This window comes from Stenomitos rutilans (assembly GCF_059505485.1).
In genome coordinates this window covers 1-23,896 of record NZ_JCACKR010000111.1, presented here as the reverse complement: position 1 = coordinate 23,896, position 23,896 = coordinate 1, and the positions used below count along the sequence as shown (strand labels likewise).

Below are 23,896 nucleotides of genomic sequence, written 5' to 3'. Positions count from 1 at the left end.
CGCTTTATACAAGTTGAAGTTGTTCACGAATCCGGCGGGCAGCCTCTCCCGGCGACTTGGCAGCGTAAATGGCTGCACCCACCGCTGCCACATCTGCTCCCGATGCCGCAACTTGCCCAATGGTCGTTTCATTAATTCCCCCCGCCGCCGACAGTGCCAACGAGGTAGCCTCCCGGAGGGACGTGAGTGCATCAACCGTAGAGGCACACAAATGTTGCGCCTGATCATCCAAACCGCAATGTACCTCCAGGTAATTTACTCCCAGTTTCTCTAATTCCTGTGCTCGCTTCACTGGCTCATGCACAGCAATCATATCTGCTGTCACATATTTGTTGTATTTCCGAGCCGCCGCCACTGCGCCTGCGATTGTGCCATCGCTCGATGCCGCTAAAACAGTCGTAAAATCTGCTCCCGCCTTGAATGCCATTTCTGCTTCCAGCTCTCCTGCATCCATCGTCTTCATGTCTGCAAAGATCAGCTTGTCTGGAAACTGTTGCTTAAAGGTTGCGATCGTTTTCAAGCCTTCCTGCTTAATCAACGGAGTGCCCGCTTCAATGATGTCAATAAAAGGCGCAACCTCCTGAAGCAAATTCATGGCTTGCTCTAGCGATAACAAATCAACAGACACTTGAATTTTCATCGGAATACCTCATTCAAGATTTGTATGTAATGCCCACAGGGTTTCTGCACTCCTATTCAGGCTGTGAGATAGCACATGGAATAGCGCATCAAACAGCAGTAGAGTGGTTTGTTCAAATAGCGAGCCTGCAAATTGTTGAGACTGATGCTGGCTGTGATCCTGTTTTGCCGCCGCATCAATTTTGATTACGAGATTCGCTGTAGTTGCCAGAGGGGAAGCGGGTTGCGTGGTTACGGCGACCACCGTTGCCCCAATTTCTCTCGCTTTCGTGGCGATCGCTAACACATTTCCAGTACTGCCAGACCCGGAACAGGCAATCAATAAATCCCCCGGTTGAATCGATGGCGTTGTCGTTTCACCAACTACATACACATGCAGCCCCAGATGCATCAATCGCATTGCTACCATCCGAATCACTAAACCACTGCGCCCTTCACCCGTGACAAAGATCTGTTGAGCAGTGAGAATGGCATCCGCTAGTTGAGCGATCGCCGAGTAACTCACTGTCTCCAAAACCTGCCGGTCTTCCGCCAATACTAGGGTGATCGCCTGACTGAGCGCCGTTTGAATGGTCGCTGGATTCGTGCTCGAAGAAACCATAGGGCTACTGACTCGTGACTTAACTGAGGTCAGTGTTACCCATGCTTGAGATGAGAACCAGGCACGATCGACATTTTAGACAAGAAGTTACGAAGAGTAGGGGACGGTTCTATTCTTCAGTTCCCCTACTCCTTTGATAAGTTCTGAACTAACGTGCCGATCTTCCCTCGCTGATTGCATTGAAATAATGGAGTCTATTTACAGCTTTAACAAATAAAGTTAGGTGCGATCGCCCTTTCGCCCTCCCCCTTTCACCTTTTTTTCTCAGAGATTGATCAATGCAAAATCGTCGAATTGGTCGAGTTCTTTTGTCACTATCAGGCTTTTGTACAGGTTTCCTACCTGTGCTAGCAGACTTCAATGCAGAGCATACCTTCAGTGCGGGTTGGTCTCCTCACGCTCGATTCCACGGCAGTGCCACTGTAATTGGACAAATGGCATGGGCGGCGATCGCCCTCTGGCTCCTCTGGAGTCCTGCGACCAGGCAGCATAAACTCAGCTTTCTATTTGCCACGTTTGTGCCCCTGGTATATTGGGGCGCATTTTTCCCTGCTATGCTGGTTCCCACTGTTGCTCTAGAAGATCAGGGCAAGGAGATTCCGCATCTATTCGGAGTTCCCAGCAACGTTTACATTTTTATGTTGGTCATCACGATCGCCCTGCTCGGCTATTGGTTCTCTCAACGCGATCGCACATCATCCAATCAACTTTAGGTGCAGTGACTCGTTCACCCACACTCAAGCCGTTCTAGTGGCACTCAAGCGAGGGATTGCGAATTTGTAGAAGGGAGTGTCCTGCTGATCGCTGAATGTTTTATATGGAAAGTCAATCGGGTCGTAAATCTCGTGATTAAATTTTGTTGTTAGGTTAAGCACTCTGACACACAGGAGGTAATATTGAGTGACTCAATTAAAGTGTAGTGCCGTAATATTTGATCTTGATGGCGTGCTTGTAGATTCCACAGCCTGTATCGAGCATCACTGGCGACTATGGGCAGCTAAGTACAACCTTAATTTAGAGAAAGTTTTGGACGCAGCGCATGGAAGGTGAACCATAGAAACCGTTCGTCTCGTTACACCTTATCTTGATTCTGTAATAGAGGCAGCCCAGTTAGAAGCAGACGAGGCTTTTGATACAAATGGTGTGGTTGAAATTGAGGGAGCAGCCCAACTGCTACGTTCGCTCCCATCTCATCTATGGGCGATCGCCACTTCAGGAACCAGGGATACTGCAACAACTCGAATTAACCACACAGGCTTACCAATGCCAAATGTTCTTGTCACAGCAAACGATGTCGCACGGGGTAAACCAGATCCAGAGCCATACTTGTTGGCAGCTAGTCAATTGGGAATAGCTGCTAGCGAATGTGTTGTAGTAGAGGATGCACCAGCAGGGATACAGTCAGCGCTCAATGCTGGTATGCAAGTTATTGCTATTGCTACTACCCACTCCACAACAGATCTTACAAATGCCAACATCATTGCAAGACACATTATTGACGTACAAATCTCCAAAGATAATTCTCAATCAGAAAACGGCTTAATTATCCAAGTAGCTAAAATGTAACATTCTGAACACGTTCAAACTCAACGGTAGAGATAACGTTCGCATAAGGCATTGCGAGTGCCGCCATAAAAGCCGCATGAACCTCGGCAGCTTTGACTATTTGATCCTCAAACTCCAGGTCTCGCGTGGCACAAGCATCCTGAATGACGATGCACTGCAATCCAAAATCGAAGGCAGCGCGGGTTGTGGCATCAATGCACATGTGACTCATTGCACCACAAATGACCACTTCCTCAACTTCAACGTCTTTGAGGTGCTGGAGTAGATGGGTGTCTCTAAAACTATTCGGAAAGTGTTTCACCACAACCATTTCGTTTGGTTTGGGAGTAACACTTTCATGAATTTCAGCCCCTTTTGTATCTGGCAAGAAAAATGTTGCTCCCGGTTGTTTCGAGATGTGCTGTATATGAACGATCGCTGATTGTTGATCTCGAAATCTCTGTAGCAGTTTCCCAGCGTTTTCTGCCGCTGATTCGATATCAACAAGTTCAAAGTGTCCACCCGGAAAGTAATCATTTTGAATGTCAACGAGAATCAAGCCCTGTTTCACGTCAGTTCCTATCATAAGTTCGTCCTGTATCGCTTTCTTGAGTTTGCACTTGAGGCTGAAAATAGCTTATGGCTCCATCTTGCAGTTGCTTCGATAGCATGAGTATGAGCGAATCATTTCAATAGTTCAAGTACGTACAATAGAGTTGGAAACTATTAAAAAGTATCGTTGGAACCCGACTCTATGCCGCAGAAACAATACATGTGTCCGGTAGAAGCCCTTGTCGATGTTGTGGGGGGCAAGTGGAAGCTGCCAATTCTCACGCTCTTGTTTCAGGGAACTAAACGCTATGGAAAATTGAGACAGCAGCTTCCGGGAGTGACGGAGCGGATGCTGACTATGCAGTTACGAGAGCTAGAACAGTCTGGTATTGTGCAGAGAAAGGTGTATGCGGAAGTTCCTCCCAAAGTAGAATACTCCCTAACTGAGTTGGGACTGGGCTTAGAACCAGTTTTACGGGTCATGCTGAGTTGGAGCGAGCAGTACTTGGGTGTGATTGAGCAGAAAGCAGATTGGTGGAAGGAGGTTAGTAAACCTTGATTGCATCTAAAATGTGAGCGATCGCACTCAAGCCGTTCTCGTGGCACTCAAGCGAGGGATTGCGAATTTGTAGAAGGGGTGGCGATCGCTCCTCCCATCCTATTCTTCGGACGCGGCTGCATAAGAAGTGAGCTAGAGAGATGTACCGTGCATCCAATAGTACATCTGCTTATCTCCGTAGTGAATCGGAAGATATGCGGAAAGTACTTGCCTAAACATCTCTAGCAGAGTATTCTGCTGAAGAATTCTGCCTAAACGCCGAATTGGGATCTTAGGCAGAAAGTTTCCGTCTATTCACCTTCTATGGGATCTTAGGCAGAATGATTCCGTCTATTAATTGTTAGGTTTCTTGGGTAATTAGTGAGAGCCGTTCTTAGAACTTATTTGTAGGGTGCATAGAACCGGATAGCCTAGCTGTATGATTCTTCATGATGAATATTACAATGATTGTGAGCTATGGCTAGGAGAGTAGAAGTTGTTCCGCATAACCCAAACTGGTGCAGCGCATTCGAGAATGAATCGAAACAAATTGCGGCTGCGTTGGGTGATAATGTAGTGGCTGTTCATCATATTGGCAGTACGGCGATTCCAAACATTCATGCAAAACCAATTATCGATATGTTGGTTGAGGTCAGAGAGATCGCAAAAGTGGATGAGCGAGATGCAGCGCTGCAAACATTAGGGTATGAGGTCATGGGTGAGTTTGGAATTCTAGGTCGTCGTTTTTTTCGCAAGGATAATGAAGCTGGAATTAGAACACATCATATTCATGCGTTCGAGGTTAATTCAGCCCAGGTAGAGCGTCATTTGGCATTTCGCGACTATATGAGAATTCATGCTGAAGACGCGCAGCAATACAGTGAATTGAAGCAAGAACTCGCCAAGAAGTACCCGACTGGTATTGAGGGGTATATGGACGGAAAAGATGGATTTATCAAAGAAATGGATAAAAAGGCGGCGGAGTGGCGAACTTCACAAAGAGGTATGTGACAGAAACCTAATAATCCGCTTGCACACCGACCGTATCTAGTTGGTTGGTTAAGAACGAAAGGTTACTCGCGGCGGGTGAAGCGGGTCGTTAGCTGGCTCAACTTACAGTGGCTCTAGAACTTTGAGTGCGATCGCATGAGCAGTTACATCGGTAACTCCCAACGTTTTCAGAATCATTTTTGTGATCTGCTCTGGATACTCTGACTCTGTCTGGCTAGAATGCTTCCCATTGCCATCAAACCAGTTCCCAAGATCAGGTAAAACAGGAGCAACCGTTATGCGAATTGCCATCATCGCCCTGGGAACCCAAGGTGATGTTCAGCCTTACATTGCTTTGGGAAAAGGATTACACGCGGCGGGTCATGCTGTGCGTTTATTGACGCATGAAAACTATGCAGGGCTGGTGAATTCTCATAACCTAGAGTTTTGCTCAATGCAGGGCAATGTCCAAGAACTGATTGAAACCCAGGAGATGCGTGACCTGCTTGCGAGAGGGAATTTTCTAGAGATTACCGCTCGTATGGCAAAAGAAACTCAACAGGCAGCCATTCGATGGGCACAAGCAGGCTTAGTTGCTTGTCAAGGCATGGATTTGTTGATAGTAGGCGTTGGCGGCTTAAACTTGGGTGTTGCCCTGGCTGAGAAGTTAGACATTCCCTTGCTGCAAGCCTATGTCTTTCCCTTCACTCCCACGAAAGCCTTTCCCGGTGTCTTGTTTCCCCAATTAATTGCCCGATTTGGTGGATCTGTCAATTGGCTGTCCCATCAATTGGTTCGCCAACTCCTCTGGCAGGGGTCTCGAACCGGAGACACACTCGCCCGCAAGCAAATCCTGAACTTGCCCGCAGCCCCCCTGTTAGGTCCCTACCACTCCCCGTATCTTCGCCGCTACCCTGTTCTCTACGGGTTCAGCCCCTCGGTGATTCCCAAACCCTCGGATTGGCAGAATACTCAGGTCACGGGCTACTGGTTTTTAGACGCAGCACCGAATTGGACTCCACCTGATGCCCTGATAGAGTTTCTCGAAAATGGCTCACCGCCTGTGTATATCGGATTTGGTAGTATGGGCAGTCAAGCTCCAGAGAAAACGGCTGATTTGATTTTGAGGGCGATCGAGCAATCGCAACAACGCGCCATTTTGCTTTCTGGTTGGGGTGGTCTGCGACCAGAAAACTTGCCGAATCGCGTTTATCTAGTGGATTCTATTCCCCATGCCTGGCTCTTCCCACGGGTTGCAGCGGTGGTACATCATGGCGGTGCAGGAACAACAGCCGCCGGTCTGAGAGCCGGAGTGCCGGCGATCGTGACTCCATTCTTTGGCGATCAGGGCTTTTGGGGGCAACGGATTGCCGCATTGGGCGTTGGCACCAAACCAATTCCCCGCAGGCAACTGACCGTCGAACGACTGACCCAGGCGATTCAAACGGCTGTAACCGACCAATCGATGCGTCAGCGAGCAGCGAAATTCGGGGCGAAGATCCAAGCGGAAGATGGAATTGCCAATGCCGTTGCTGTCATAGAGAGAATGGGACGATGACTGTCTGCTCATGTACCCGTTTGACTTTCACTCTGCGCTTCAAGTTCACGCTGTAAGGCTTCGATCTCATCCAAGATTGGCATGAACCGTTGTCCAAATACTGTCAACTGGTATTCAACGTGGGGCGGAACAGCAGGGTAGACAATTCGTTCCAAGATGCCCAGGCTGACCATGCGGCGAAAGTAGTAGTTTTGCACTTTAGGGGTCAAGCCCTCTAATTCACGCTCGATCGCGCCAGGGCGACAAACTCCTGCACGAATCAGCCCCAGAATCCGCAGCGACCACTTACAGCCGAAAACAGCCTCTACAACTTCTGCAACATCTGGAATAGACGAACTTTGTTTTTCCTGAGAAGACCGCATTTCTTTCATAAAAGTACCCTGCCTAACAAAATTGTGCCCGCTTGCGGGAGCCTGTCGCGCTCTCTATGCTTTGAATCACAACCAGCATACAAGCAGGGAGAACCCATGAGTTTAGAGCACAAAGTTGTTGTGATTACAGGTGGTGGCACAGGCATTGGTGCAGATGCGGCTCAAGCCTTTCATCAGGCTGGGGCTAAGGTTGTTCTGAATGGGCGGCGGGAAGATAAGTTGGCTCAGACCGCAGCCGCGATCGACGCTTCTGGAGAAACAGTTGCCTATGTAGTGGGCGATGTTGGACAGCCCGAAACCAGTCAGCGAATCACAGCACTTGCCGTTGAACGATTTGGCGGTGTGGATGTGCTGTTTAACAACGCAGGTATCTTTCAACCAAAACCGTTTCTGGATCATACTGAGGCAGATCTCAATGACTATCTGAATCTCTTACGTGGCTATTTTCTGATGTCACAAGCGGCTGTCTCGCAAATGCGTCAACGTGGGGGAGGAGCGATCGTCAACATTGGTTCAATGTGGGCAAATCATGCGATCGCTGCCACACCATGCAGCGGGTCTTCCACAGCGAAGGGTGGTGTTCATGCGCTGACTCGTAGTCTGGCGATCGAATTTGCACCAGAGAACATCCGAGTCAACGCGATCGCCCCTGCTGTGGTTGAAACCCCACTCTTTGAGCCATTGCTAACTCCTGAACAGTTAGCGGCGTTCAATGCCTTTCACCCAATCGGTCGGAATGGGCAAGCTCAGGACATCACAGAGGCGGTTCTATTTCTAGCGGATGACTCCTCTTCTGGTTGGATTACAGGAGTTGTTTTACCCGTTGATGGTGGGGTCACAGCCGGACGCAATTAACCAACAAAGAAGGCAATCACCCTTCGCATTCATTCTGCTTCTGAGTCGTTGTAGAAGTTGGATAGAAGAGTGCTTGCTAGGAATCTAAAAGCTCATCAGGTAAGCGTTTTAGGATTCGCTGGAAGGGTTCGGTATTTTTGAGACTCCGCGCCAGCATGAGCGCACCTTGAATCTGTAAGATGGCATCTTCAGCCTTTTCACGAGCTTGAACAGCACTAACGCCAGTTTCAGCAATCACTTCTACACCAGAACCCAGAATTCAACTTGGTGAAGATGACATTTACTTCGTTGACATCGCACCTGTCTGGAATGGTTACGAAGGAGATGCAGGACATACGTTTGTGACGGGTTCTAATCCTGAGCTAGAGCGCTGCGCTCTTGATACTAGACGAATTTTTGATTTAGTATCAGAGAAGTGGAGAACCGAATCAATCAATGGTCAAGAGCTTTACGAATTTGCGGCACAAACTGCTCAAGAACTAGGGTGGATGCTGAATTTGAAAATGGATGGTCATCGTTTAGCGGATTTTCCACACACAGCTTATCACTCTGGGAAACTAGCAGCAGTTCCGTTCCATCCGTCTCCTAAAGTTTGGGTGTTAGAGATTCAGATTAGGCATCCTGATAAACCCTTTGGAGGCTTCTACGAAGATATTTTGATGTGAATGATTAGTGCTGATTCAATGAGTGAAATTATCATAGAATGTCAAGAGTATCTGTGAGAGATTTAGCGATCGCACCGTAAGCAAATTTCACACTACTCATAGGAAGACAATGTATTTCTATGGTGTTCGCATTCAATCAGCTTAGACTGCAAGTTTTTTCGATTCAATAGCGACCGCATTGCTCTTCATTTGTATGGCTGAGATCATTGCCTTTGCAGGACCTTCATTACCTGCTATTCCTGATTCAACTTGGAACTTATTACTAAACCAGGTACAACTTCAACCACCGGCTCAGGAGGGTGACATTCTTGCTGTAATAGATGAGCGCCCTCACACACTGGTGCTGATAGACGGGTACTATTTTGATGGTCGTGACCATATTGTAGCTGCTGTCAAGCCTCAAGAATTAATTACAGCAGTCAATGCTGGTATTCGGCTCATTGGTGCTGCCAGTATAGGAGCAATCTATGCGGCTGAATTAAGCCAATATGGGGTTGTGGGTGTGGGTCAGGTTTTCGAGTGGTTTCGAAACGGCATATTACGAGGAACTGATGAGCTTATCATTTTGCATCTTCCGGAAGAGTTCGGCTATCAACACATTACGGTTGCCCTTGTAGAAGTTCGCTATGCTTTGCAGCAATTAGTCAACGAGCAGTTTGTCTCTGCTGCTGCCAGTCAAGCTTTTATTGCAACTGTTAAAGAATTACCATTCCCTGAGCGAAGTTTAGACGTAATTCTGCAATTAGCGCGTAGTTACTTAAATGAGTCAACAATTAAAGCATTGCAGCTTCGTTTGACTTCAAATAGCGTTAAACAAGCTGATACAAAATTAGGACTTCAATTTGCCTTATTTGAGTCATGATTTGAGAGTAGCAGATGAGCGTGAGCGAGATTGATTCGTTTGTTGCCCGCACGATCGCTGGTCAATACGATCTCCTTCATCTACAAATCGAGCGATCTCGCTCAAGCCGTCCTGGTTGCGCTCAAGTGCGGCATTGCTAACTTGTAGAGAGGGGGGCGATCGTCAAAAAGCAAATTAGGAGAACTCAGCAAGAATATATCGATACAACTACATTTGGTAGAACTAACTTAGTACAAGTTTTATCCAATGCTAGAGAAGTTAGTATGATTGCGAGAATGTGGCATGGTAGAGTGCTTACCTCTAAAGCCAAAGCATACCGAGAGTTTTTGAACATGCGGGCAGTTCCAGACTATCAATCCGTGGAGGGTAACGTCAGTGTTTACATCTTTGAGCAGTCCGAAGGAGACATCACCCAATTTGTTACACTCTCGTTTTGGAAAAGCATGGAGGTTATTCAAGGCTTTGCGGGTCAAGATGTAGGGGTTGCAAAATACTATGCAGAGGACAAGGACTTTTTGTTTGAGTTTGAGCCAAGAGTCTTGCATTACGAAGTTGTAGGGCAATCACAATGACAATGATTACTTTTTCTGAGCAGCGAGATATTACGATTGAACAAATTCTGCCGATATACAGGGCAAATGGTTGGTCTTCGGCTCAAAAACCCCAAGCTTTGTATCAAGCATTACTCAACTCACACTCGCTTGTCTCAGCGTGGGACAGAGAAAAGCTAACCGGAATTGGTAACGCAATTTCGGATGGATTTTTAGTTGTTTATTATCCCCATCTGTTAGTTCATCCAGATTATCAAGGTCAGGGGATTGGCAAAAGAATTATGGAAATCTTAAGGAAGCGGTACGAGGAAATGCACATGCACATGCTTGTAGCTGATAGTGAAGCGATCGCCTTCTATGAAAAATGTGGGTTCACAAGGGCTGGAAAAACAGAGCCAATGTGGATATACGGTGGCGACGATCATTAAGCAAAGGTCACTCAGTGATCACGAGACGGTAATGAGAATTTGGCGCTAATACAGAAGCGATTTACCGCCACCACCACAGCAAACTTGCTGAATGAGAAGATTGACTCATGCTGACTATTACGATCCTGTAGTTGTACATGGGAATACCAAAGACATAGAGACTGGCGGTTAGCAATTCCTCAATCAACTCATCCGAAATCATCAAGGCAGCTTCTAACGATGGCGTGAGTTGCTCCGGTGGAGCGAATGCCGCAGCAATCCAGGCTTCATCGATCACGGGCACTGGATAGCGTCCTAAATCTCGGTATGTGATCGCATCATTTGGACGAATTTGTTTCCACACATTGATGAACTGTTTGGTCAATGCGCGAGAGATTGATCGTTCTCCTCTCGGACTCGAATCTAAATGCAAAATGTGTGTCATTTCAGATACTTTCTCCATCGATTGTTAATTGCTGGTATTGTGCGTCTTCAAGGAATGCCGTTTTTCTTTGAGTTTTTGGTAAACCGCAATCAGGAGAGCATTACTGATCAGCAGAACCATTCCAAATCCAATCAGCGTGCTCACAGTTCCGAATCGCTCAGATAGAAACCCAATCAGAATCACGGGAACGCCATATCCCAGATAGGCACAGACAAAATATCCAGAGGTGACTCTTGCTGATTGAGAGCCACCCAGCCGTACCACTTCAGCTAATCCACCCAGGTAAGTAAATCCGTAGCAAGCTGTACCCGCGATCGCCACTCCTGCCAACACTAAACTCAATTGACCGAGCCATGCTCCACAGGTAAAAATGAGGTAGCCCAACACCAGCAGCACAGCCCCAATTTGCAGCGATCGTCGGGCTTCTAGTCGTCGAGCAACAGGCTGAAACAGAACGCCTGCAATCACGATAATGAATAGCATTGGACCTGACCAGTTTGGCAGTCCGTACTGCGCTAATTGAGCGGGAAGAATCACGCCAACGATGCCAGCGAGTGACCAGGCAAGGGCGATCGCCAACCCTGCCCAAATTGTTCCTGGTGGAAAGCTCGGCAGTCGAATCAATGAGCTAGAAGTTGTGGGTTGTTCAGGGATGCCGATTGCCAAACCAATACAGCCCAGAATCAGGACGAAAATCACCCAGTAGCTGAACGGCACCAGCGATCGCTGATAGGACAACACCACGTTCGTAAATAGAGCGCCACTGGAAAAGCCCAATGAGGTGGTGAGACTGATGTAAGCGGCGACCTTCTTAGCGTTCTGGGGCATCAAAGCCGATAGATATGCCGTTCCCGTTCCAGTAATCAAGCCCACTCCAATTCCTTGCAAAACTCGCGTGACGAATAATGTGTAGATGCTGGGTTGAGCAATCATCAGAAACGTTGCGACACAAGCAACGAGCAAACTTGCCAGAATCACTGTTTTTCGTCCAATTCGATCGGAGGCTCCACCCAGCAAAATCAAAGTAGGCAGGAGTCCTGCTACGTAGGTAGAGAAGGCGATCGCGGAGATGCCACTGCCAAACCCCGCCATTTTTGCATAGGTCCCGTAGAGCGGAATTTGTAAGTTTGCGGCATGGGTGATCAGAAAAACGGCGGCTGCCACAATGAGTACGGGTCGCTTCATGGGTTCTCACCTGTTTGATCCTGTGGCGGAATGATCCGTTGTTCAAACCGCTCTTTTATCAGACGGTCTCGTTCCGACAATCGCGGTTCTCTCTGAACAGGTTGAGGCTGAGGAGTTAAAGCGCACTCAGAGCGTTGCTGCACTTGGATTGAACGTTGAGTTGCTGGTAGTTTAGATCGTGTCGTTGATGATTCTGATGGTTTAACAGCAACACAAGTTGGTTGAGGGGATGGCTGCAATTGAGAGTCTGTTTGTGCATTTCCATTGATACTGAACAAAGTCGAAGACAGTAGAATTAAGCCAACGCTGAGCGTAAATTTCATTGTTTAAGCTCCTGAATGACAGGTGGTGTTGATTCAATCAAGATTGAGCTTTGTATCAGCAATTCAACAGCAAACTTTGGTGCGATCGCTCACACAGGAGAGACTCGGTAATTGTCTTGCTGTTGTTTAATTGCTAAAGAAAACTCTTTATAAACTAAATCTATAAGACCGTAATCAGTCTGTCTTGCACGTTCTTACGGTTTTAGACACATTCTTACTGACCTTTGAGGAATGCTTTGGGAGTGACACCAACAAGTCGTTTGAAGTGACGACTGAGATGGCTTTGGTGGGTGAAACCCAGATTATGAGCAACCTCTGCGATCGACGCTTTCCCCTGCCTCAGCAGTTGTTTAGCCCGTTCTATTCTACGTTGAATCACAAATTGATGCGGTGCAAGTCCAGTCGATTGTTTAAATAATGCAGAGAAATAGCTGGGGCTGATCTGAGCGATCGCCGCCAGTTCTGATAAAGTTAAATCTTGATCAAGATGATGGTCGATATAATCAGTAACTTGTTTTAATTGATGCCTTAATAAGCCCTGAACTGTTGGCTCAGGAATTTGTTTTTGGATTGAATAACGCCGTAGCAGATGGATTATGAGTGTAGTTGTGAGTGAGTCAACATACAGTCGATCGCTGAATTTATCTGCTTCAAGCACAGATTTGAGGGGTAAACCAATTCCATAAATCAGTGGGTCAGGTTGACTAAAGCTGGGTAAAAGTGCAATTTCGCTACTAGAAGTCCATTCAGATGCATACTGTTCAAAAATAGTTGAATGGAACTGAAGCAGAATAAAGTGGCATTCCTGCTTCCAAATCGCCCAATTATGAACATGAGCCGGAATAATTGTGACATCTCCCCGTTCTATTTGCCCAGATTGCAAAGATTGTGGTTGCATGTACCCAACGAAGGGAGAAGAGAGCCGCTGAGTATGAATGATAATTTGAGATTGGTTTAAGGCATTTTCAGGAACTTGATGAGGTGGTTGCTGGTGATATTCCAGTCGAATACCGTTCCATCCGGCGCGATCGCTGGAGAGGATTGGTGCCTTGGGATAAAGCTTCATCGCGTCATTCTGCTGAGTCAAGTCAACACCTATAGGATTTGAAGTGACCATTGCTTGTTTGACTCCTTTTAGCTGTAAACGCTATAGACCACCATTACAGTGCTACAAACTCCACTCGGCATTCTGCAAAACGACTCGGTAGCCATCGGGATCTTCAAAGGTAACTCCGTTTTTATCCCAGTAGGGGTTGTAGGAGGTTACGGGTTCATAGCCGATCGCGTTCATGCGCTCAACAGCCTGCTGCCATTCCAGTTGATTCGGCAGGTAAGAAACAATGAGATTGTCTTGAGTAGGAGCGCGACCGACCGTGTGTCCTTGATGATGGGTGAACTCAAAATGGTAGCTTTCTCCTGGCATCCCCACCATCACTCCGTCAAACCCTTCATGATTTTCAAAACGAGTGAGAATTTGTAACCCTAACCCTTCTGTGTAGAAACGAACCACTTGATCGAGGCGATCCGTTGGACGAGCAACCCGCAAAGTCTTTCCTTGCAGCATAAAGCTTGCCTCCTAAGAATTGGAAATTACAGCAACCGCATCAATCTCAAACAGCAGTCCCTCGACTGCCAGCCTTGGTACTGGAATCAGTGTGCTAGCGGGTTTCCGTTCTCCCTGCCACATCGCATTGCGCTCGGCTGAGATTAATCGTTGCTTCTCGGCATCATGATCGACCGAGAGGACTGTAATTTTCACAACGTCTTCTGGCGTAGCCCCGACTGCGGCTAACGCTATGCGAAGGTTGGCGAATGCCTGCTTCAACTGAGCTGCAAAATCAGTCGCTACTGGATTGCCCGTTTCATCCTCACCCAATTGACCTGCAATATAGACGAGCGTTGAATTAGCCGGAACCGTCGTGACATGGGTGTACCCGTAGTGAGATGGGTCGTGTAACCCAACTGGATTGATATGCTGAATCGCTGGAGCCATGTCTTACCCTCTTGAGTCAGAGATTTGTAACTGCTTTCTAAAGAAAACTCTTTAGAATGATCATAAGTAGTCAGCTTGACTTTGTAAAGCTTTTTCTTTAGATTATTGAGTATGAAGCCTGATCAACCCACAGAATCGAGTAGTGTTCGGACGCGACGATCGCTCATCCAGCACCTCAAGCAGGAGGGAGCCTTGGATGCAGAAACCCTTGCTGCCCACTTCAACATCACCGCAATGGCAGTGCGGCAGCATCTCTATGCCTTGCAGAAGGAAGGATTGGTGACGTATCAGGAAGAAGCTCGTCCGATGGGTCGTCCTGCCAAACTGTGGCAGCTTACCCCTGCTGCCAATCGCTTTTTCCCCGATCGCTACGCCGAGTTGACGCTGGGATTAATCAATTCGATGAAAGCAGCCTTTGGCGAGGCGGGACTCGATCGCCTGCTGGAAGTGAGAACTCGCGAACAAATTGGGACATACCAGGCGATCGTGCCCCGTACTGAGCCACTTCAACAGCGACTGCAAGCGCTAGCAGACCAACGAACGGAAGAAGGCTACATGGCAGAGGTTATCACTCAAGCGGATGAAACCTTTTTACTAGCTGAAAAGCATTGTCCCATTTGTGCCGTGGCGACTGCCTGTACGGGGCTATGTCGGATGGAGTTAGAAATCTTCCAAGCAGCATTGGGTGAGGACGTGATAATTGAGCGAGTTGAACATATCTTGAATGGCGATCGGCGTTGTGTTTACCAAGTAGCTCAGAAGTCGATGAAAGCGACACCTCCTTCTAAAACCAGATCTGTAAGAGAATGACAAAATCGAGTGTGAATCCATCCAGATTTGAGAATCTAACTCAAATTCTGCCTGCTCCTCCCCTGTTAACCAGTGCAGATGCTCACTGGAGTCATATCTTTTTCGCTTATTACCAGCATCCTGCAGCGGAGATTCGCCAGCATACCATTCCTTTTCACGTTTTGGAAGTGATGGATGCTGACGCGCGATCTCATCACGATCGGCAGATTGGTGAACATTGCCTATCCTATCCAATTACTGGTGGTGAAGCTATTCTATGTCCAGCTAATACTCATCATTGGACAAGTTGGGAAGAACATTTAGATTTTACTGTCATCGTATTTGAACCGTCATTTTTTGAGCACGTTGCTCATGAAACAGTCAGTGATACTCAGATTGAACTGTTGCCCCAGTGGAACGTCTTTGACCCGCTAATTCAAAGCATTATCAATGCACTCAAAGTCGATTTAGAGGCTGGATGTCCAGCAGGACGGATGTATGGTGAGTCTCTTTGCACCGCCCTAGCTGTACATCTGCTCAGACAATTTTTCATCACTCAATCAACACCGCTGAATGTCCACTATGGATTACCGGCAAGGAAACTGAAACAGATTTTGGACTATATCCAGGCTCATCTCGCCCAAGACATTGCGCTAGAGGATTTAGCTGCTGTTACAGGAATGAGTCCATTTTACTTCTCTCGCTTGTTTAAGCAGTCAATGATGGTAACGCCGCATCAATATGTGATTCGACAACGAGTCGAGCTTGCCAAACAGTTACTTAAACAACCCAATTACCGCATTGCAGACATCGCATTGACGTGTGGTTTTGCCCATCAGAGCCATCTGAGTCGTCACTTTCGGCGCATTACTGGCATATCTCCTAAACAATTTCGGATTCAGTAGCAAGAACGTGCTGATCTGGGCAGGATTGGGCGCGACTCGTTTGCAGAATTCCAATACAGTTTGAGTTGTTAATTTTGGAAATACAGTCATGGCGATCGCAAACACTGAGCTACTGCAAGCATGGGCAACCCTCTGGTCTTCTAACGATACAGATGCGTTCTTATCGCTTTTCACCCAAAACTGCCACTATGAGGATGTTGCATTCGGTTTAACTAATGAAGGAAAACCCCAACTGAAAGAGTTTTTCAGAGCAACTCGAACGGCACTGCCTGATCTGAAGATGAGTCTCCAATCTTGCTTTACAACGGAGAACCACGGAGCGATCGAATGGCTCATGACTGGAACTCATCAAGGAGCATTTCACGACATCCCCGCGACTGGTCAAGCCATTCAAGTTCGGGGAATGACCTGGATTGAACTAGAGGATGGCAAAATCAAGACCAATCGGGATTATTACAACCTCTTGACGGTTCTAAAGCAAATTGGCATGATGCTAGAGTTTGCTTAGTCCACACTAAGTGTCCTCATTTGATGCTTCAAACAGTCGGTCGCCCCGATGCAAGCGATACGCCATTTGATAGGTTTGCTCCTGGGATCGCATCGTCGGAGCATGAGCCGCCAAATATCGTGCCGCTGCTACCAACACGGGCACGCCCTCCTGTGGGTCAGACAACTGGATATACAACCGGAAGGCGGCTTCGATCGACTGAATCACGTGAAAATCCCGGTTTTCTCGCAACATCAGTTTTGCCAGCATCGCCATCAGTCGCTCTGGCTTACCACCGCTGTAGAGATATTGCGCTACCAATCGTCCCGCTTCATTCACCTGCTGCTGGCGATCGAGCAGTTCGGGCAGGCGCTCCAGTAAGGATTCTGGATCGGCAACCGTGTCCTTTGGCTCTGGTAAGCGGGCAGGCGGCACGTTGAGAAAGCGATTCAAATACACGCTCATCGCCGCATCAAACACACCGCGCAAAAGTTCGATCGTCGGGACTCGTCGGATGCCCTGCTGCACCGCATTGGCAAAGGTAAAGGGATGGTGGGCACTGTTCCAATCTCCGTGGTCATTATTGGTGTGGAAGCGAGCCACTCTCAAGGCGGTGGCATAGGTCACGAGTTGAGCGAGTTGCGCCTCCGTGCAGCCCGATCGCACCGCATTCAGCAAGCCATCCACGATCGCCTGAGCATCTTCACCCAGGAGTACTGGCAGCAACTCCGTGGGTTGAGTCCACTGTCCCTACTGTGACTGTCCAGTTTCCAAAGCGGCAGGTAATTGCTCAAACGCGGCTTCCAAGATCACAACTAGATCCACCGGATAGCGCCATGAACTCGATTCCTCCATCCGCGTTGCCCTTGCTAACCCTGCGACTAGGCTTGCCAACACCGGTTCTGGTTCCTGCCAATCAACGGCATCTAGTGCTTCCAGAGCCTTGTTGATGAAATCCAATATATGCCCGACATCCAGGTAACGATGGTCGGTTGCTGCTGCAAACAGCATCTCGGCAATTTGGGTATGGCTCATCCCCACCTGTACCGCTGTCACCAAACACCGCTCGGCGGCTTCACGATCGCGCTGCTCGATAAACTGGCGAAACCAGGCTTTGAGGGTAGAGAAATCCAGGTTGGCAGTCGGGAGTGGATGCACCCGAAAATGTGGGGGTGCGGCGGCACTGTCGCGGGCAACGGCAGCCAGTCCTTGATACAACGCACGGGGGCGATCGCTTTCATCCAGGTAAGGCAGCAGATTGATCAGGCAGGTCAGCATCGTCAGTCCGGTATCCCACCCGGCTTTGTTGTAGCGTGTGCCAAAGGCTAAACCGACCTGAAATATCTCGGTTGGGGCAACACCCAGATCGAGCAGGGCAATGGTTGACTTGGCAATCACCAGCGGAATGCCCTGCTCTAGACCATCCTGTAATCGTTGTTGCTGCTGCGCTTTGGGATTAGTCTGAGGCGCGACATCAACCCAGATTTCTCCAGCTTGAATCTGCACCGGGAACGATCGCCCATCGTCTGCCCAGGAGTCGAAGGTGCCACCACTCGCCAGGTCAAAGCGGGCATAGTGCCAGGGACAGGTGACAATACCGTCCTTACACACACTGCCATGCAAGGGGAAGCCCATGTGCGGACAGCGGTTATCGATCGCGTAAACTCGCTCGTTGCTGTAGAACAGCGCGATCGTTTGATGGTTGAGATGAACCAGCAATTGTCCTTTTTCCTGAAGTTCCGCCAGATTCGCGGCTCGCAGGAGAGTTTTAGGTCGGTCTGAGGTGGTCGTCATAGTTTATAAAGAGATTACTTTAGAAACATCCTAAGTCAACCCCTCTAGTTTGTAAAGCTTCTTCTTTAGTTTCTTAAACTGATTCTGTAACTGATCGCAGTTAAGACGAATGTATCAGCCTTGTAGGTGAGCGGTCGCACTCGATCTGCTGAAGCAATTACGCAGAACTTGGCTGTAGATTTATCCTTGACGAGGAGATACACAGTAGACTTGCTATAGATTCACCGAGTTAGCGAGGTATGCAGCAAGGAATTCGTTAAAGAGAGATATACATCGAAGCTCTGTAAAATAAGCTATCAGTCTCGCTTGACCTTGAGTAATCTGAAGGCAAAATTGACTGTTATTCTGTTGTAGAATTAGTTGAATTTACTCGTGAAAAGTTATGGATTCTTGGCTGACAGATGAAGTTAAACAATTGCTTTCTCAGCCTTGTCTGGCTATTTCATCTGTAATAGCGAAGAAATTAAACAATCGAATAAAAGTTATAAAGCAAAATATGGATGAGCGGGCACTCACCGAGTATTTAGTAGATGCCCTAGATATTTCATCACTGGAAAATGTATGGGGAAGCGTTCTCGAATTATTGCGAGATCAAAATATATACTTGCAGACTAACGTCCGAAAGTCTACAAAAGAAAATAAGACAGGAGCAGATATAGGATTAATCATTAATCGTCATATATATCAAAAAAAGGCTCAATCGAAGGTACGATATAGCTGTCTAATTCAGTGCAAAAGAGTTGATATTAATGGTGAAATAGGAGATTTCTATCATGAAGTTAGCTCTACAAAAAGGACTCAAAGCAGTTTAATGCTTGATATTACTCCTAGCGCTTTTTATTTTATTTTTACCCCTTCATCTCTACTCAATATTGATTATTCGCTAGTGCCCGTCGCCTTTATTAACACTGGGGAAGAATGTAAATCTCCACTGTGGGGTATGGGGCATTTTGGATGTGACGAAATATGGTTTCCACTTCTGTCAAATAATCAAATAGATTCTACAACTGGAGTTCTAGTTGTGCCTGCTCTCGCTGTAGAAGCTCAAGACAACAAAAGTAAAGACGCAAAATTAGAGGACATATTACCAAACTGCATGCCATTTTGGTATTGGTTTTCAGAAATATTAGTGGCTGGCTTTGTTGGTGACCCAAGAAAAGAAACAATAGATACAGCAACTAATAATGTAGATTTTTCTGTTGAAATTACAATTAATAATGGTTAACTAGATTGTGAGTCTTACGCAATGTTTAACAAGTTTATGAAGCAGACAGGCGAGAGATTTTGGAAGGATTACCAAAGCTATTTGCCGCTGCTCAACTCGGTCGTTACCATTCAGTCTTGACCCATAAACTAGCGATCGCGCGATCGCTAGTTTATTTAATGAGGCGACGCTCAAAAGGAGTCACTTCGTGAACGCGCTGACCTACTGGATGGACGATCAAGATGGATTGTGTCAGCACAAGCCACGATCAACGGGTAGGAAATTAGTTCTGCCCACTGCTAATCCGATGTAGCAGTGAGTGACCCTCTACAACCCAAACCGACCACGAAAAACGCATCTGGAACGGCAGCTTCTTTTCCGGGTAGCAAGCGATGACGGATGCGAGATTCAGTAATCCAGATCGTTTGACCCGCGATCGTCAGATTAACAGGCGACTCCAATCCACTCACCAAAGTTTCAATTTTTTTGGGTGTTTGAGTGTCCAAAATATTTCTGATTCGGAGCAATCGACCGTTGCCGCTAGAGACTGCGCCTTCGGTGATTAGTAGTGAACCATCAGAGGTAAATTGCATCCCATCGGGATTTTCTAGCGATCGCGGTAACGGAATCGCCTCTACTTTTGGGTTCCCTCGCGTTTGCGGTGTCACTCGTAGCAGCTTGCCACCTGAGAATCGACCGACAATCAAAACGCCGTTGGCAGCACGGGCAATGCCACCCAGCCCAATCTGACGAGAGCGAAACTGTTCATCTTCTGCCCAAACTCGGAGTTGCGTGGTTCTAGGGGCAAGGTAGTGGATGCGTGGACGCGAACTATCCGTTACATAAACGCCTCCGTTCTCATCCAGTGCAATATCATTGCTAAATCCACCATCAGGCATGGGAATTACTTGCAGGACTTTAGCGGTGCGAGTGTCGATCGCAAAAATCCGGTGAGGGCGACGAGTAATTTGACCGTCGCTGCCGTGAACACCCAAAAAATCAGGTGAAGCTCCCCAGAGAATGCCTCGCTGTTCATCCAGCCGCAAACTGGTTGCCGCGAATATCTTGTCTGTTCCATCAAAGAAGGTTTCTGTCTTGCCATTAGGGAAGATACGCAGGATTTGTCCACTGGTAACAGAGCCAACATACACTGTGCCGTTGCTGCTGTGAGTAATGCCATTGGGGTATTGAAATCCGGGTGGCAATTTGATTGTTGGAAGTAACTGCGGTGCAGAGAACGCTGGCAGAACGACAACGCTGCATGTCGTCAGCACGGTTGAATAAAACAAAACTTGGTTCATAAAGCTATATTCCTCATCATTACCAGGGCAACTCCTCACCGTTAGCGTGCCAGAATGTCCCGGAGTTTTGCAGATTCAGTTGCTCGATGCGCTGCAAAATTCCTTGCACTGATTCTGCAACCGGAATGCCACTGTGGTTTGTCATATCCGTGCTGACCATGCCGGGATGGAGAATCGCCACGGCAATCTGGCGCGGCTTTAGATCGATCGCAAGCGATTTGCCAGCCATTGAGAGGGCGGCTTTCGACATGCGGTAGCCATAGTAACCCCCGGAGGTGTTGTCGGCGATCGATCCCATGCGACTGGTGATCATCGCAATCTTAGAACCCGCTTTGAGATTGGGCAGCAATGCCTCAGTCACCCGCAATGCACCCATCGCATTGACTTCAAACTGTTGACGAATGCTGTCAAAGTTCAAATCCTCTAGCGTGGTTTGCTGAAACATACCAGCGTTGTTGATCAACACGGCGATCGTCCCGCCTTGCAGACGCTGAACCAAATTAGCAACAGAGGCATCAGAGGAGATATCAATGCCCGACTCTACCTGAACTTTCAAATCATCAAGCTCTGAAGACGAGGAACGACAGACCGCGATCACGGTTTCATTCATCTCTTTCAACTGTTGGCATAACTCGTAACCGATGCCACGGTTCGCCCCTGTAACCAAGATTGTCATGAGAGCCTCCTTATTTACGATCCAGCACTAGCCGCGAACTGGGTGCATCAAATCTAACGTTTCCGTTAACTAGGATATTGAGTTCACCTTGCAAATCCTAAAAATTATGGCTTCTGTCCTTTTGCATCTCGTTCTTGAAAGACTTCTTTAGCAACATTCATGCCATTGACAGAAACAGGAAATCCCACGTATTACCCCACGTAGGCAGACAGTTGAGTGATAATTTCAACAATTTCTTGGCGAGTACAACCCACATTTAACGCGCCGTTGATATGAAATTTAAGCTGCGGCTGCACATTGCCCAAGGCAGTTAGAGCGGCAACCGTGGCAATTTGGCGTGATTTCAAATCGAGTCCTGGACGAGACAGCAAATCGCCGTAGGCATATTCGACTGAATATCGCACCAGATCAGGCGCAATACCTGCAAAATTCTGTTGACCTCGCTCAAAATCATCCTGATTCACTCGGCGCACCAGTCGTAAGCCGCGTTGCAGTCGATCACCCACCGTTGTTGATGCTTCTTGAGTAACCGCAGTGCCTCCAGATTGAGCAAAGGGCAAAAACTGAATGAATCCAACGATCGCAAACACGACCACGCCCATTAGTGCAATTCGCATTAATCGCTGCATAGGAAATTAATCTCCAAATTTAGTTCTGATGATTCTTTGAGTCAACCAATTTTTTCCAGCGTCATTACGTTGATTGGCTCTGCCAACGTCTCCTCATAGGCTTGCAAAACTTGTTTCACGTAAGGCTGCTGGAAGTGGGCATCCAATGCCGCTTGATCCTTCCAGTTTTCGTACAGCACAAAAACGGTTGGATTGCTCGTGTCTTGCAACAAGTCAAATGTGATGCAGCCAGATTCGGCGCGAGTCGGGGTAAGCAAACTCAGCAAATCCTGCTGCATCCGGGCTTCCAGTCCAGGTTTGGCTTTGATACGGGCGACGATCGTTAGTCGTAAATCTGTCATAATTAGCCTTCTAAAATTGAAGATTGGCAGTTTGTGCTCGGCGGGTGAAGCTCAAAGCTCGAAGCATGACGTTTTAAGCTTGAGCAATTCACTTCAGAGCCTGAAGGATCAAGTCTAGAACCCGAAAAGTCGAGTTCAAAGCTCGAAGGCTGGTGTTCTGAACTGGAACAATTGACTTCGGATCTGGAAAGTCCGAGTTCTGAACTCGACAAATGCCCCTCAGAGTTTGAATGATTGCACTCCGATAGCGAAATTAGTCATTGGACTGGAATCAGTAGCGAAAACCAGGGATGGCAAAGCCCCCGTCAACGGCGATTGTCTGTCCCGTGATGTAAGCTGCCGCTGCCGAGCAGAGCCAGACCACCGCTTCTGCTACTTCCTCAGATTCGCCCAACCGTTTCATTGGAATGTGCTGAGTAAAGGCTTGCACTACCGCATCATTTGAATCATCAGGATTGCCAAAGCGCCGAAACATCTCTGTGTCGATGATGCCGGGGTTGACGTTGTTGACGCGAATCCTGTGTTGGGCGCACTCTAACGCTGCTGCCCGCACCATGCCATCCAGACCGGCTTTGCTGGCAGAGTAGATGGTCGAGCCGAGCATTCCGCCTTTTGCCAACCAGGAGGAGGTGTTGACAATGGCTCCCCCTGTACCCTGACGGATCATTTGCTCCACCTCGTATTTCAGGCAGAGCCAGACCGCTTTCAGATTGGTGGTAATGGTGCGATCCCAATCGGCCTCCGTCAATTGGGACATCGGGGCAAATACCCCTTCAGTGCCAGCGTTATTGAAAGCGAAATCTAACTGTCCATACAGCGAGACTGTTTTTTCAATTAGAGCCGCGATCGCTGTGGGTTGGGTGATGTCGGTTTTGACGAAGCTGGCTTCTCCGCCTGCTTGTCGAATCTGGTCAACTACGCTTTGTCCTTCCGCATCTCGACGGGCGGCAACGACGACTTTTGCCCCCTGTCTAGCAAATAGCAGGGCAGTGGAGCGCCCCATGCCCGAACTGCCACCCGTGACTAAAGCGACTTGATTTTGCAATTTCATTGTGACTTCTCCATTGGTTGATTTAGTTGCAGCGCAAAGTAGTGAGCAGTGTCGTTGTAGACACACTCAACAGATGAATTGGGATTAGATCAAATTTGGCTTAGCGTGAGGCTGGGATTGCCTCATCCGCTTGAGATTCACCCTCTGCCTCAGCGTCTCCCTGTTGCAGAGCGCGTTCCAGCATGAACGCTCGTCCGGCGGTCAGACATTCCTGGCGTTCATGAATCTGAGAGTAGGAGTAAGCTGGATCAGCCTGCTGACGGGCTTCTAACCCTTTGTAGTAGCCGATCTTCCACTGAATCACTTCCAGGTTGCGTTGCAGTTCCTGAATGTGAGCTTGCACCTGTTGTTCGTGGACCTCCAGTAGCTGGCGACGATCGCCAATTGCGTCTGGTTGTTCTCGAAACAGTCGGGCAAACTCTTGCATCTGTCGAATCGGCATCCCCGTTGCCCGCAGGCGCGTGAGAAACTCAATTCGGGCAATGTCTTCTTCGCAGTAGCGCCGATGCCCACTGCTAGCACGATCGACGGGTTCCAGGAGTCCATTGCGTTCGTAGTAACGCAGCGTGTGAACCGTTAAGCCCGTGGCTCAATAGGTGTTGCGGGGAGGTAAAACGAGGAAGCATAGACTAAGATGCT

Annotated in this window: 32 protein-coding genes and 1 pseudogene; 14 read left to right on the top strand and 19 right to left on the bottom strand. The window is 47.9% G+C overall.

The window, feature by feature from the left end:
* Nucleotides 1–4: 4 nt before the first annotated feature.
* Together hxlA and hxlB are read right to left on the bottom strand one after the other, a co-directional pair.
* On the bottom strand, nt 5–640 hold the full coding sequence (gene hxlA / locus AC5JLP_RS22225) for a 3-hexulose-6-phosphate synthase (protein ID WP_496070140.1): 636 nt from the start codon (nt 638–640) through the stop codon (nt 5–7).
* Between the two features lie 9 nt (nt 641–649).
* Complete coding sequence (gene hxlB, locus AC5JLP_RS22220; protein WP_496070139.1) at nt 650–1,240, bottom strand: 6-phospho-3-hexuloisomerase; 591 nt, start codon at nt 1,238–1,240, stop codon at nt 650–652.
* Nucleotides 1,241–1,518: 278 nt separating this feature from the next.
* Between hxlB and AC5JLP_RS22215 the strand changes: the two genes are divergently transcribed.
* Together AC5JLP_RS22215 and AC5JLP_RS22210 are read left to right on the top strand one after the other, a co-directional pair.
* Nucleotides 1,519–1,953, top strand: coding sequence for a DUF6640 family protein (locus tag AC5JLP_RS22215; RefSeq protein WP_496070138.1), 435 nt, complete (start codon nt 1,519–1,521; stop codon nt 1,951–1,953).
* A gap of 340 nt (nt 1,954–2,293) precedes the next feature.
* Nucleotides 2,294–2,806: an HAD-IA family hydrolase gene (locus AC5JLP_RS22210; RefSeq protein WP_496070161.1), complete on the top strand. Its 513-nt coding sequence runs from the start codon at nt 2,294–2,296 to the stop codon at nt 2,804–2,806.
* Here AC5JLP_RS22210 and AC5JLP_RS22205 read toward each other — a convergent pair.
* On the bottom strand, nt 2,796–3,371 hold the full coding sequence (locus AC5JLP_RS22205; protein WP_496070137.1) for a cysteine hydrolase family protein: 576 nt from the start codon (nt 3,369–3,371) through the stop codon (nt 2,796–2,798). The two genes, AC5JLP_RS22210 and AC5JLP_RS22205, sit on opposite strands and share 11 nt — an antisense overlap.
* A 168-nt stretch (nt 3,372–3,539) precedes the next feature.
* Between AC5JLP_RS22205 and AC5JLP_RS22200 the strand changes: the two genes are divergently transcribed.
* Complete coding sequence (locus AC5JLP_RS22200) at nt 3,540–3,896, top strand: winged helix-turn-helix transcriptional regulator (RefSeq protein WP_496070136.1); 357 nt, start codon at nt 3,540–3,542, stop codon at nt 3,894–3,896.
* 456 nt (nt 3,897–4,352) lie between these two features.
* Complete coding sequence (locus tag AC5JLP_RS22195; protein ID WP_496070135.1) at nt 4,353–4,886, top strand: GrpB family protein; 534 nt, start codon at nt 4,353–4,355, stop codon at nt 4,884–4,886.
* A gap of 102 nt (nt 4,887–4,988) precedes the next feature.
* Here AC5JLP_RS22195 and AC5JLP_RS22190 read toward each other — a convergent pair whose 3' ends face one another.
* Nucleotides 4,989–5,180 carry a hypothetical protein gene (locus AC5JLP_RS22190; RefSeq protein ID WP_496070134.1) on the bottom strand — a complete coding sequence of 64 codons (192 nt, stop codon included), beginning with the start codon at nt 5,178–5,180 and terminating at the stop codon, nt 4,989–4,991.
* Between AC5JLP_RS22190 and AC5JLP_RS22185 the strand changes: the two genes are divergently transcribed.
* Nucleotides 5,164–6,423, top strand: coding sequence for a glycosyltransferase (locus tag AC5JLP_RS22185; protein ID WP_496070133.1), 1,260 nt, complete (start codon nt 5,164–5,166; stop codon nt 6,421–6,423). The genes AC5JLP_RS22190 and AC5JLP_RS22185 overlap by 17 nt on opposite strands.
* A gap of 8 nt (nt 6,424–6,431) precedes the next feature.
* On the opposite strand, the gene AC5JLP_RS22180 is transcribed toward AC5JLP_RS22185, so the two are convergent.
* Nucleotides 6,432–6,794: a winged helix-turn-helix transcriptional regulator gene (locus AC5JLP_RS22180; protein WP_496070132.1), complete on the bottom strand. Its 363-nt coding sequence runs from the start codon at nt 6,792–6,794 to the stop codon at nt 6,432–6,434.
* Nucleotides 6,795–6,890: 96 nt separating this feature from the next.
* Between AC5JLP_RS22180 and AC5JLP_RS22175 the strand changes: the two genes are divergently transcribed.
* A complete protein-coding gene (locus AC5JLP_RS22175) occupies nt 6,891–7,649 on the top strand; it encodes an SDR family NAD(P)-dependent oxidoreductase (RefSeq protein WP_496070131.1) in 759 nt (252 codons plus the stop codon).
* 76 nt (nt 7,650–7,725) lie between these two features.
* On the opposite strand, the gene AC5JLP_RS22170 is transcribed toward AC5JLP_RS22175, so the two are convergent.
* Nucleotides 7,726–7,887, bottom strand: coding sequence for a hypothetical protein (locus AC5JLP_RS22170; protein WP_496070130.1), 162 nt, complete (start codon nt 7,885–7,887; stop codon nt 7,726–7,728).
* On the opposite strand from AC5JLP_RS22170, the gene AC5JLP_RS22165 reads away from it, so the two are divergent.
* The 4 genes from AC5JLP_RS22165 (at nt 7,883) to AC5JLP_RS22150 (ending at nt 10,155) form a co-directional block, all read left to right on the top strand.
* Entirely contained in the window at nt 7,883–8,314 is a 432-nt protein-coding gene (locus AC5JLP_RS22165; protein WP_496070160.1) for a M24 family metallopeptidase, read from the top strand. The genes AC5JLP_RS22170 and AC5JLP_RS22165 overlap by 5 nt on opposite strands.
* 193 nt (nt 8,315–8,507) lie before the next feature.
* On the top strand, nt 8,508–9,176 hold the full coding sequence (locus tag AC5JLP_RS22160) for a TfuA-like protein (RefSeq protein ID WP_496070129.1): 669 nt from the start codon (nt 8,508–8,510) through the stop codon (nt 9,174–9,176).
* A gap of 263 nt (nt 9,177–9,439) precedes the next feature.
* Entirely contained in the window at nt 9,440–9,748 is a 309-nt protein-coding gene (locus AC5JLP_RS22155) for a hypothetical protein (protein ID WP_496070128.1), read from the top strand.
* Nucleotides 9,745–10,155, top strand: a complete 411-nt coding sequence (locus AC5JLP_RS22150; RefSeq protein WP_496070127.1) for a GNAT family N-acetyltransferase — start codon at nt 9,745–9,747, stop codon at nt 10,153–10,155. Before AC5JLP_RS22155 ends, AC5JLP_RS22150 begins: the two co-directional genes overlap by 4 nt.
* Nucleotides 10,156–10,216: 61 nt before the next feature.
* Here AC5JLP_RS22150 and AC5JLP_RS22145 read toward each other — a convergent pair whose 3' ends face one another.
* The 5 genes from AC5JLP_RS22145 to AC5JLP_RS22125 all read right to left on the bottom strand — a co-directional run bounded on the left by AC5JLP_RS22145 (nt 10,217) and on the right by AC5JLP_RS22125 (nt 14,080).
* Nucleotides 10,217–10,579, bottom strand: a complete 363-nt coding sequence (locus tag AC5JLP_RS22145; RefSeq protein ID WP_496070126.1) for an FMN-dependent NADH-azoreductase — start codon at nt 10,577–10,579, stop codon at nt 10,217–10,219.
* A gap of 24 nt (nt 10,580–10,603) precedes the next feature.
* Nucleotides 10,604–11,764, bottom strand: a complete 1,161-nt coding sequence (locus tag AC5JLP_RS22140) for an MFS transporter (protein ID WP_496070125.1) — start codon at nt 11,762–11,764, stop codon at nt 10,604–10,606.
* 537 nt (nt 11,765–12,301) lie between these two features.
* Nucleotides 12,302–13,204, bottom strand: coding sequence for a helix-turn-helix domain-containing protein (locus tag AC5JLP_RS22135; protein ID WP_496070124.1), 903 nt, complete (start codon nt 13,202–13,204; stop codon nt 12,302–12,304).
* A gap of 51 nt (nt 13,205–13,255) precedes the next feature.
* Nucleotides 13,256–13,651 (bottom strand): VOC family protein, encoded by a 396-nt coding sequence (locus AC5JLP_RS22130; protein WP_496070123.1) that lies wholly within the window; start codon nt 13,649–13,651, stop codon nt 13,256–13,258.
* Nucleotides 13,652–13,663: 12 nt separating this feature from the next.
* Nucleotides 13,664–14,080, bottom strand: coding sequence for a RidA family protein (locus AC5JLP_RS22125; RefSeq protein ID WP_496070122.1), 417 nt, complete (start codon nt 14,078–14,080; stop codon nt 13,664–13,666).
* A 111-nt stretch (nt 14,081–14,191) separates the two neighbouring features.
* On the opposite strand from AC5JLP_RS22125, the gene AC5JLP_RS22120 reads away from it, so the two are divergent.
* The 3 genes from AC5JLP_RS22120 (at nt 14,192) to AC5JLP_RS22110 (ending at nt 16,282) form a co-directional block, all read left to right on the top strand.
* A complete protein-coding gene (locus AC5JLP_RS22120) occupies nt 14,192–14,890 on the top strand; it encodes a helix-turn-helix transcriptional regulator (protein WP_496070121.1) in 699 nt (232 codons plus the stop codon).
* The gene (locus AC5JLP_RS22115; RefSeq protein WP_496070120.1) at nt 14,887–15,774 is read left to right on the top strand and encodes a helix-turn-helix domain-containing protein; all 888 of its coding nucleotides are present in this window, start codon (nt 14,887–14,889) and stop codon (nt 15,772–15,774) included. The genes AC5JLP_RS22120 and AC5JLP_RS22115 overlap by 4 nt, the downstream gene beginning before the upstream one ends.
* Nucleotides 15,775–15,862: 88 nt before the next feature.
* Nucleotides 15,863–16,282, top strand: coding sequence for a ketosteroid isomerase-related protein (locus tag AC5JLP_RS22110; protein ID WP_496070119.1), 420 nt, complete (start codon nt 15,863–15,865; stop codon nt 16,280–16,282).
* 6 nt (nt 16,283–16,288) lie between these two features.
* Here the strand turns inward: AC5JLP_RS22110 and AC5JLP_RS22105 are convergent, their stop codons facing one another.
* A complete protein-coding gene (locus AC5JLP_RS22105) occupies nt 16,289–16,987 on the bottom strand; it encodes a hypothetical protein (RefSeq protein ID WP_496070118.1) in 699 nt (232 codons plus the stop codon).
* 24 nt (nt 16,988–17,011) lie between these two features.
* Nucleotides 17,012–18,055, bottom strand: a complete 1,044-nt coding sequence (locus AC5JLP_RS22100; RefSeq protein WP_496070117.1) for a Rieske (2Fe-2S) protein — start codon at nt 18,053–18,055, stop codon at nt 17,012–17,014.
* Between the two features lie 382 nt (nt 18,056–18,437).
* Between AC5JLP_RS22100 and AC5JLP_RS22095 the strand changes: the two genes are divergently transcribed.
* Nucleotides 18,438–19,280, top strand: coding sequence for a hypothetical protein (locus AC5JLP_RS22095; RefSeq protein WP_496070116.1), 843 nt, complete (start codon nt 18,438–18,440; stop codon nt 19,278–19,280).
* 278 nt (nt 19,281–19,558) lie between these two features.
* Here the strand turns inward: AC5JLP_RS22095 and AC5JLP_RS22090 are convergent, their stop codons facing one another.
* From AC5JLP_RS22090 to AC5JLP_RS22065, 6 genes and pseudogenes are all read right to left on the bottom strand, one after another.
* Nucleotides 19,559–20,560 (bottom strand): Vgb family protein, encoded by a 1,002-nt coding sequence (locus tag AC5JLP_RS22090; protein WP_496070115.1) that lies wholly within the window; start codon nt 20,558–20,560, stop codon nt 19,559–19,561.
* A gap of 19 nt (nt 20,561–20,579) precedes the next feature.
* Nucleotides 20,580–21,236: an SDR family oxidoreductase gene (locus AC5JLP_RS22085; protein ID WP_496070114.1), complete on the bottom strand. Its 657-nt coding sequence runs from the start codon at nt 21,234–21,236 to the stop codon at nt 20,580–20,582.
* A 191-nt stretch (nt 21,237–21,427) separates the two neighbouring features.
* Entirely contained in the window at nt 21,428–21,865 is a 438-nt protein-coding gene (locus AC5JLP_RS22080; protein ID WP_496070113.1) for a carboxymuconolactone decarboxylase family protein, read from the bottom strand.
* 41 nt (nt 21,866–21,906) lie between these two features.
* Entirely contained in the window at nt 21,907–22,206 is a 300-nt protein-coding gene (locus AC5JLP_RS22075) for a putative quinol monooxygenase (protein ID WP_496070112.1), read from the bottom strand.
* A gap of 271 nt (nt 22,207–22,477) precedes the next feature.
* Nucleotides 22,478–23,257: a glucose 1-dehydrogenase gene (locus tag AC5JLP_RS22070; protein WP_496070111.1), complete on the bottom strand. Its 780-nt coding sequence runs from the start codon at nt 23,255–23,257 to the stop codon at nt 22,478–22,480.
* A 100-nt stretch (nt 23,258–23,357) separates the two neighbouring features.
* A pseudogene (locus AC5JLP_RS22065) lies at nt 23,358–23,831 on the bottom strand (MerR family transcriptional regulator); the annotation flags it as partial.
* Between the last annotated feature and the right edge of the window lie 65 nt (nt 23,832–23,896).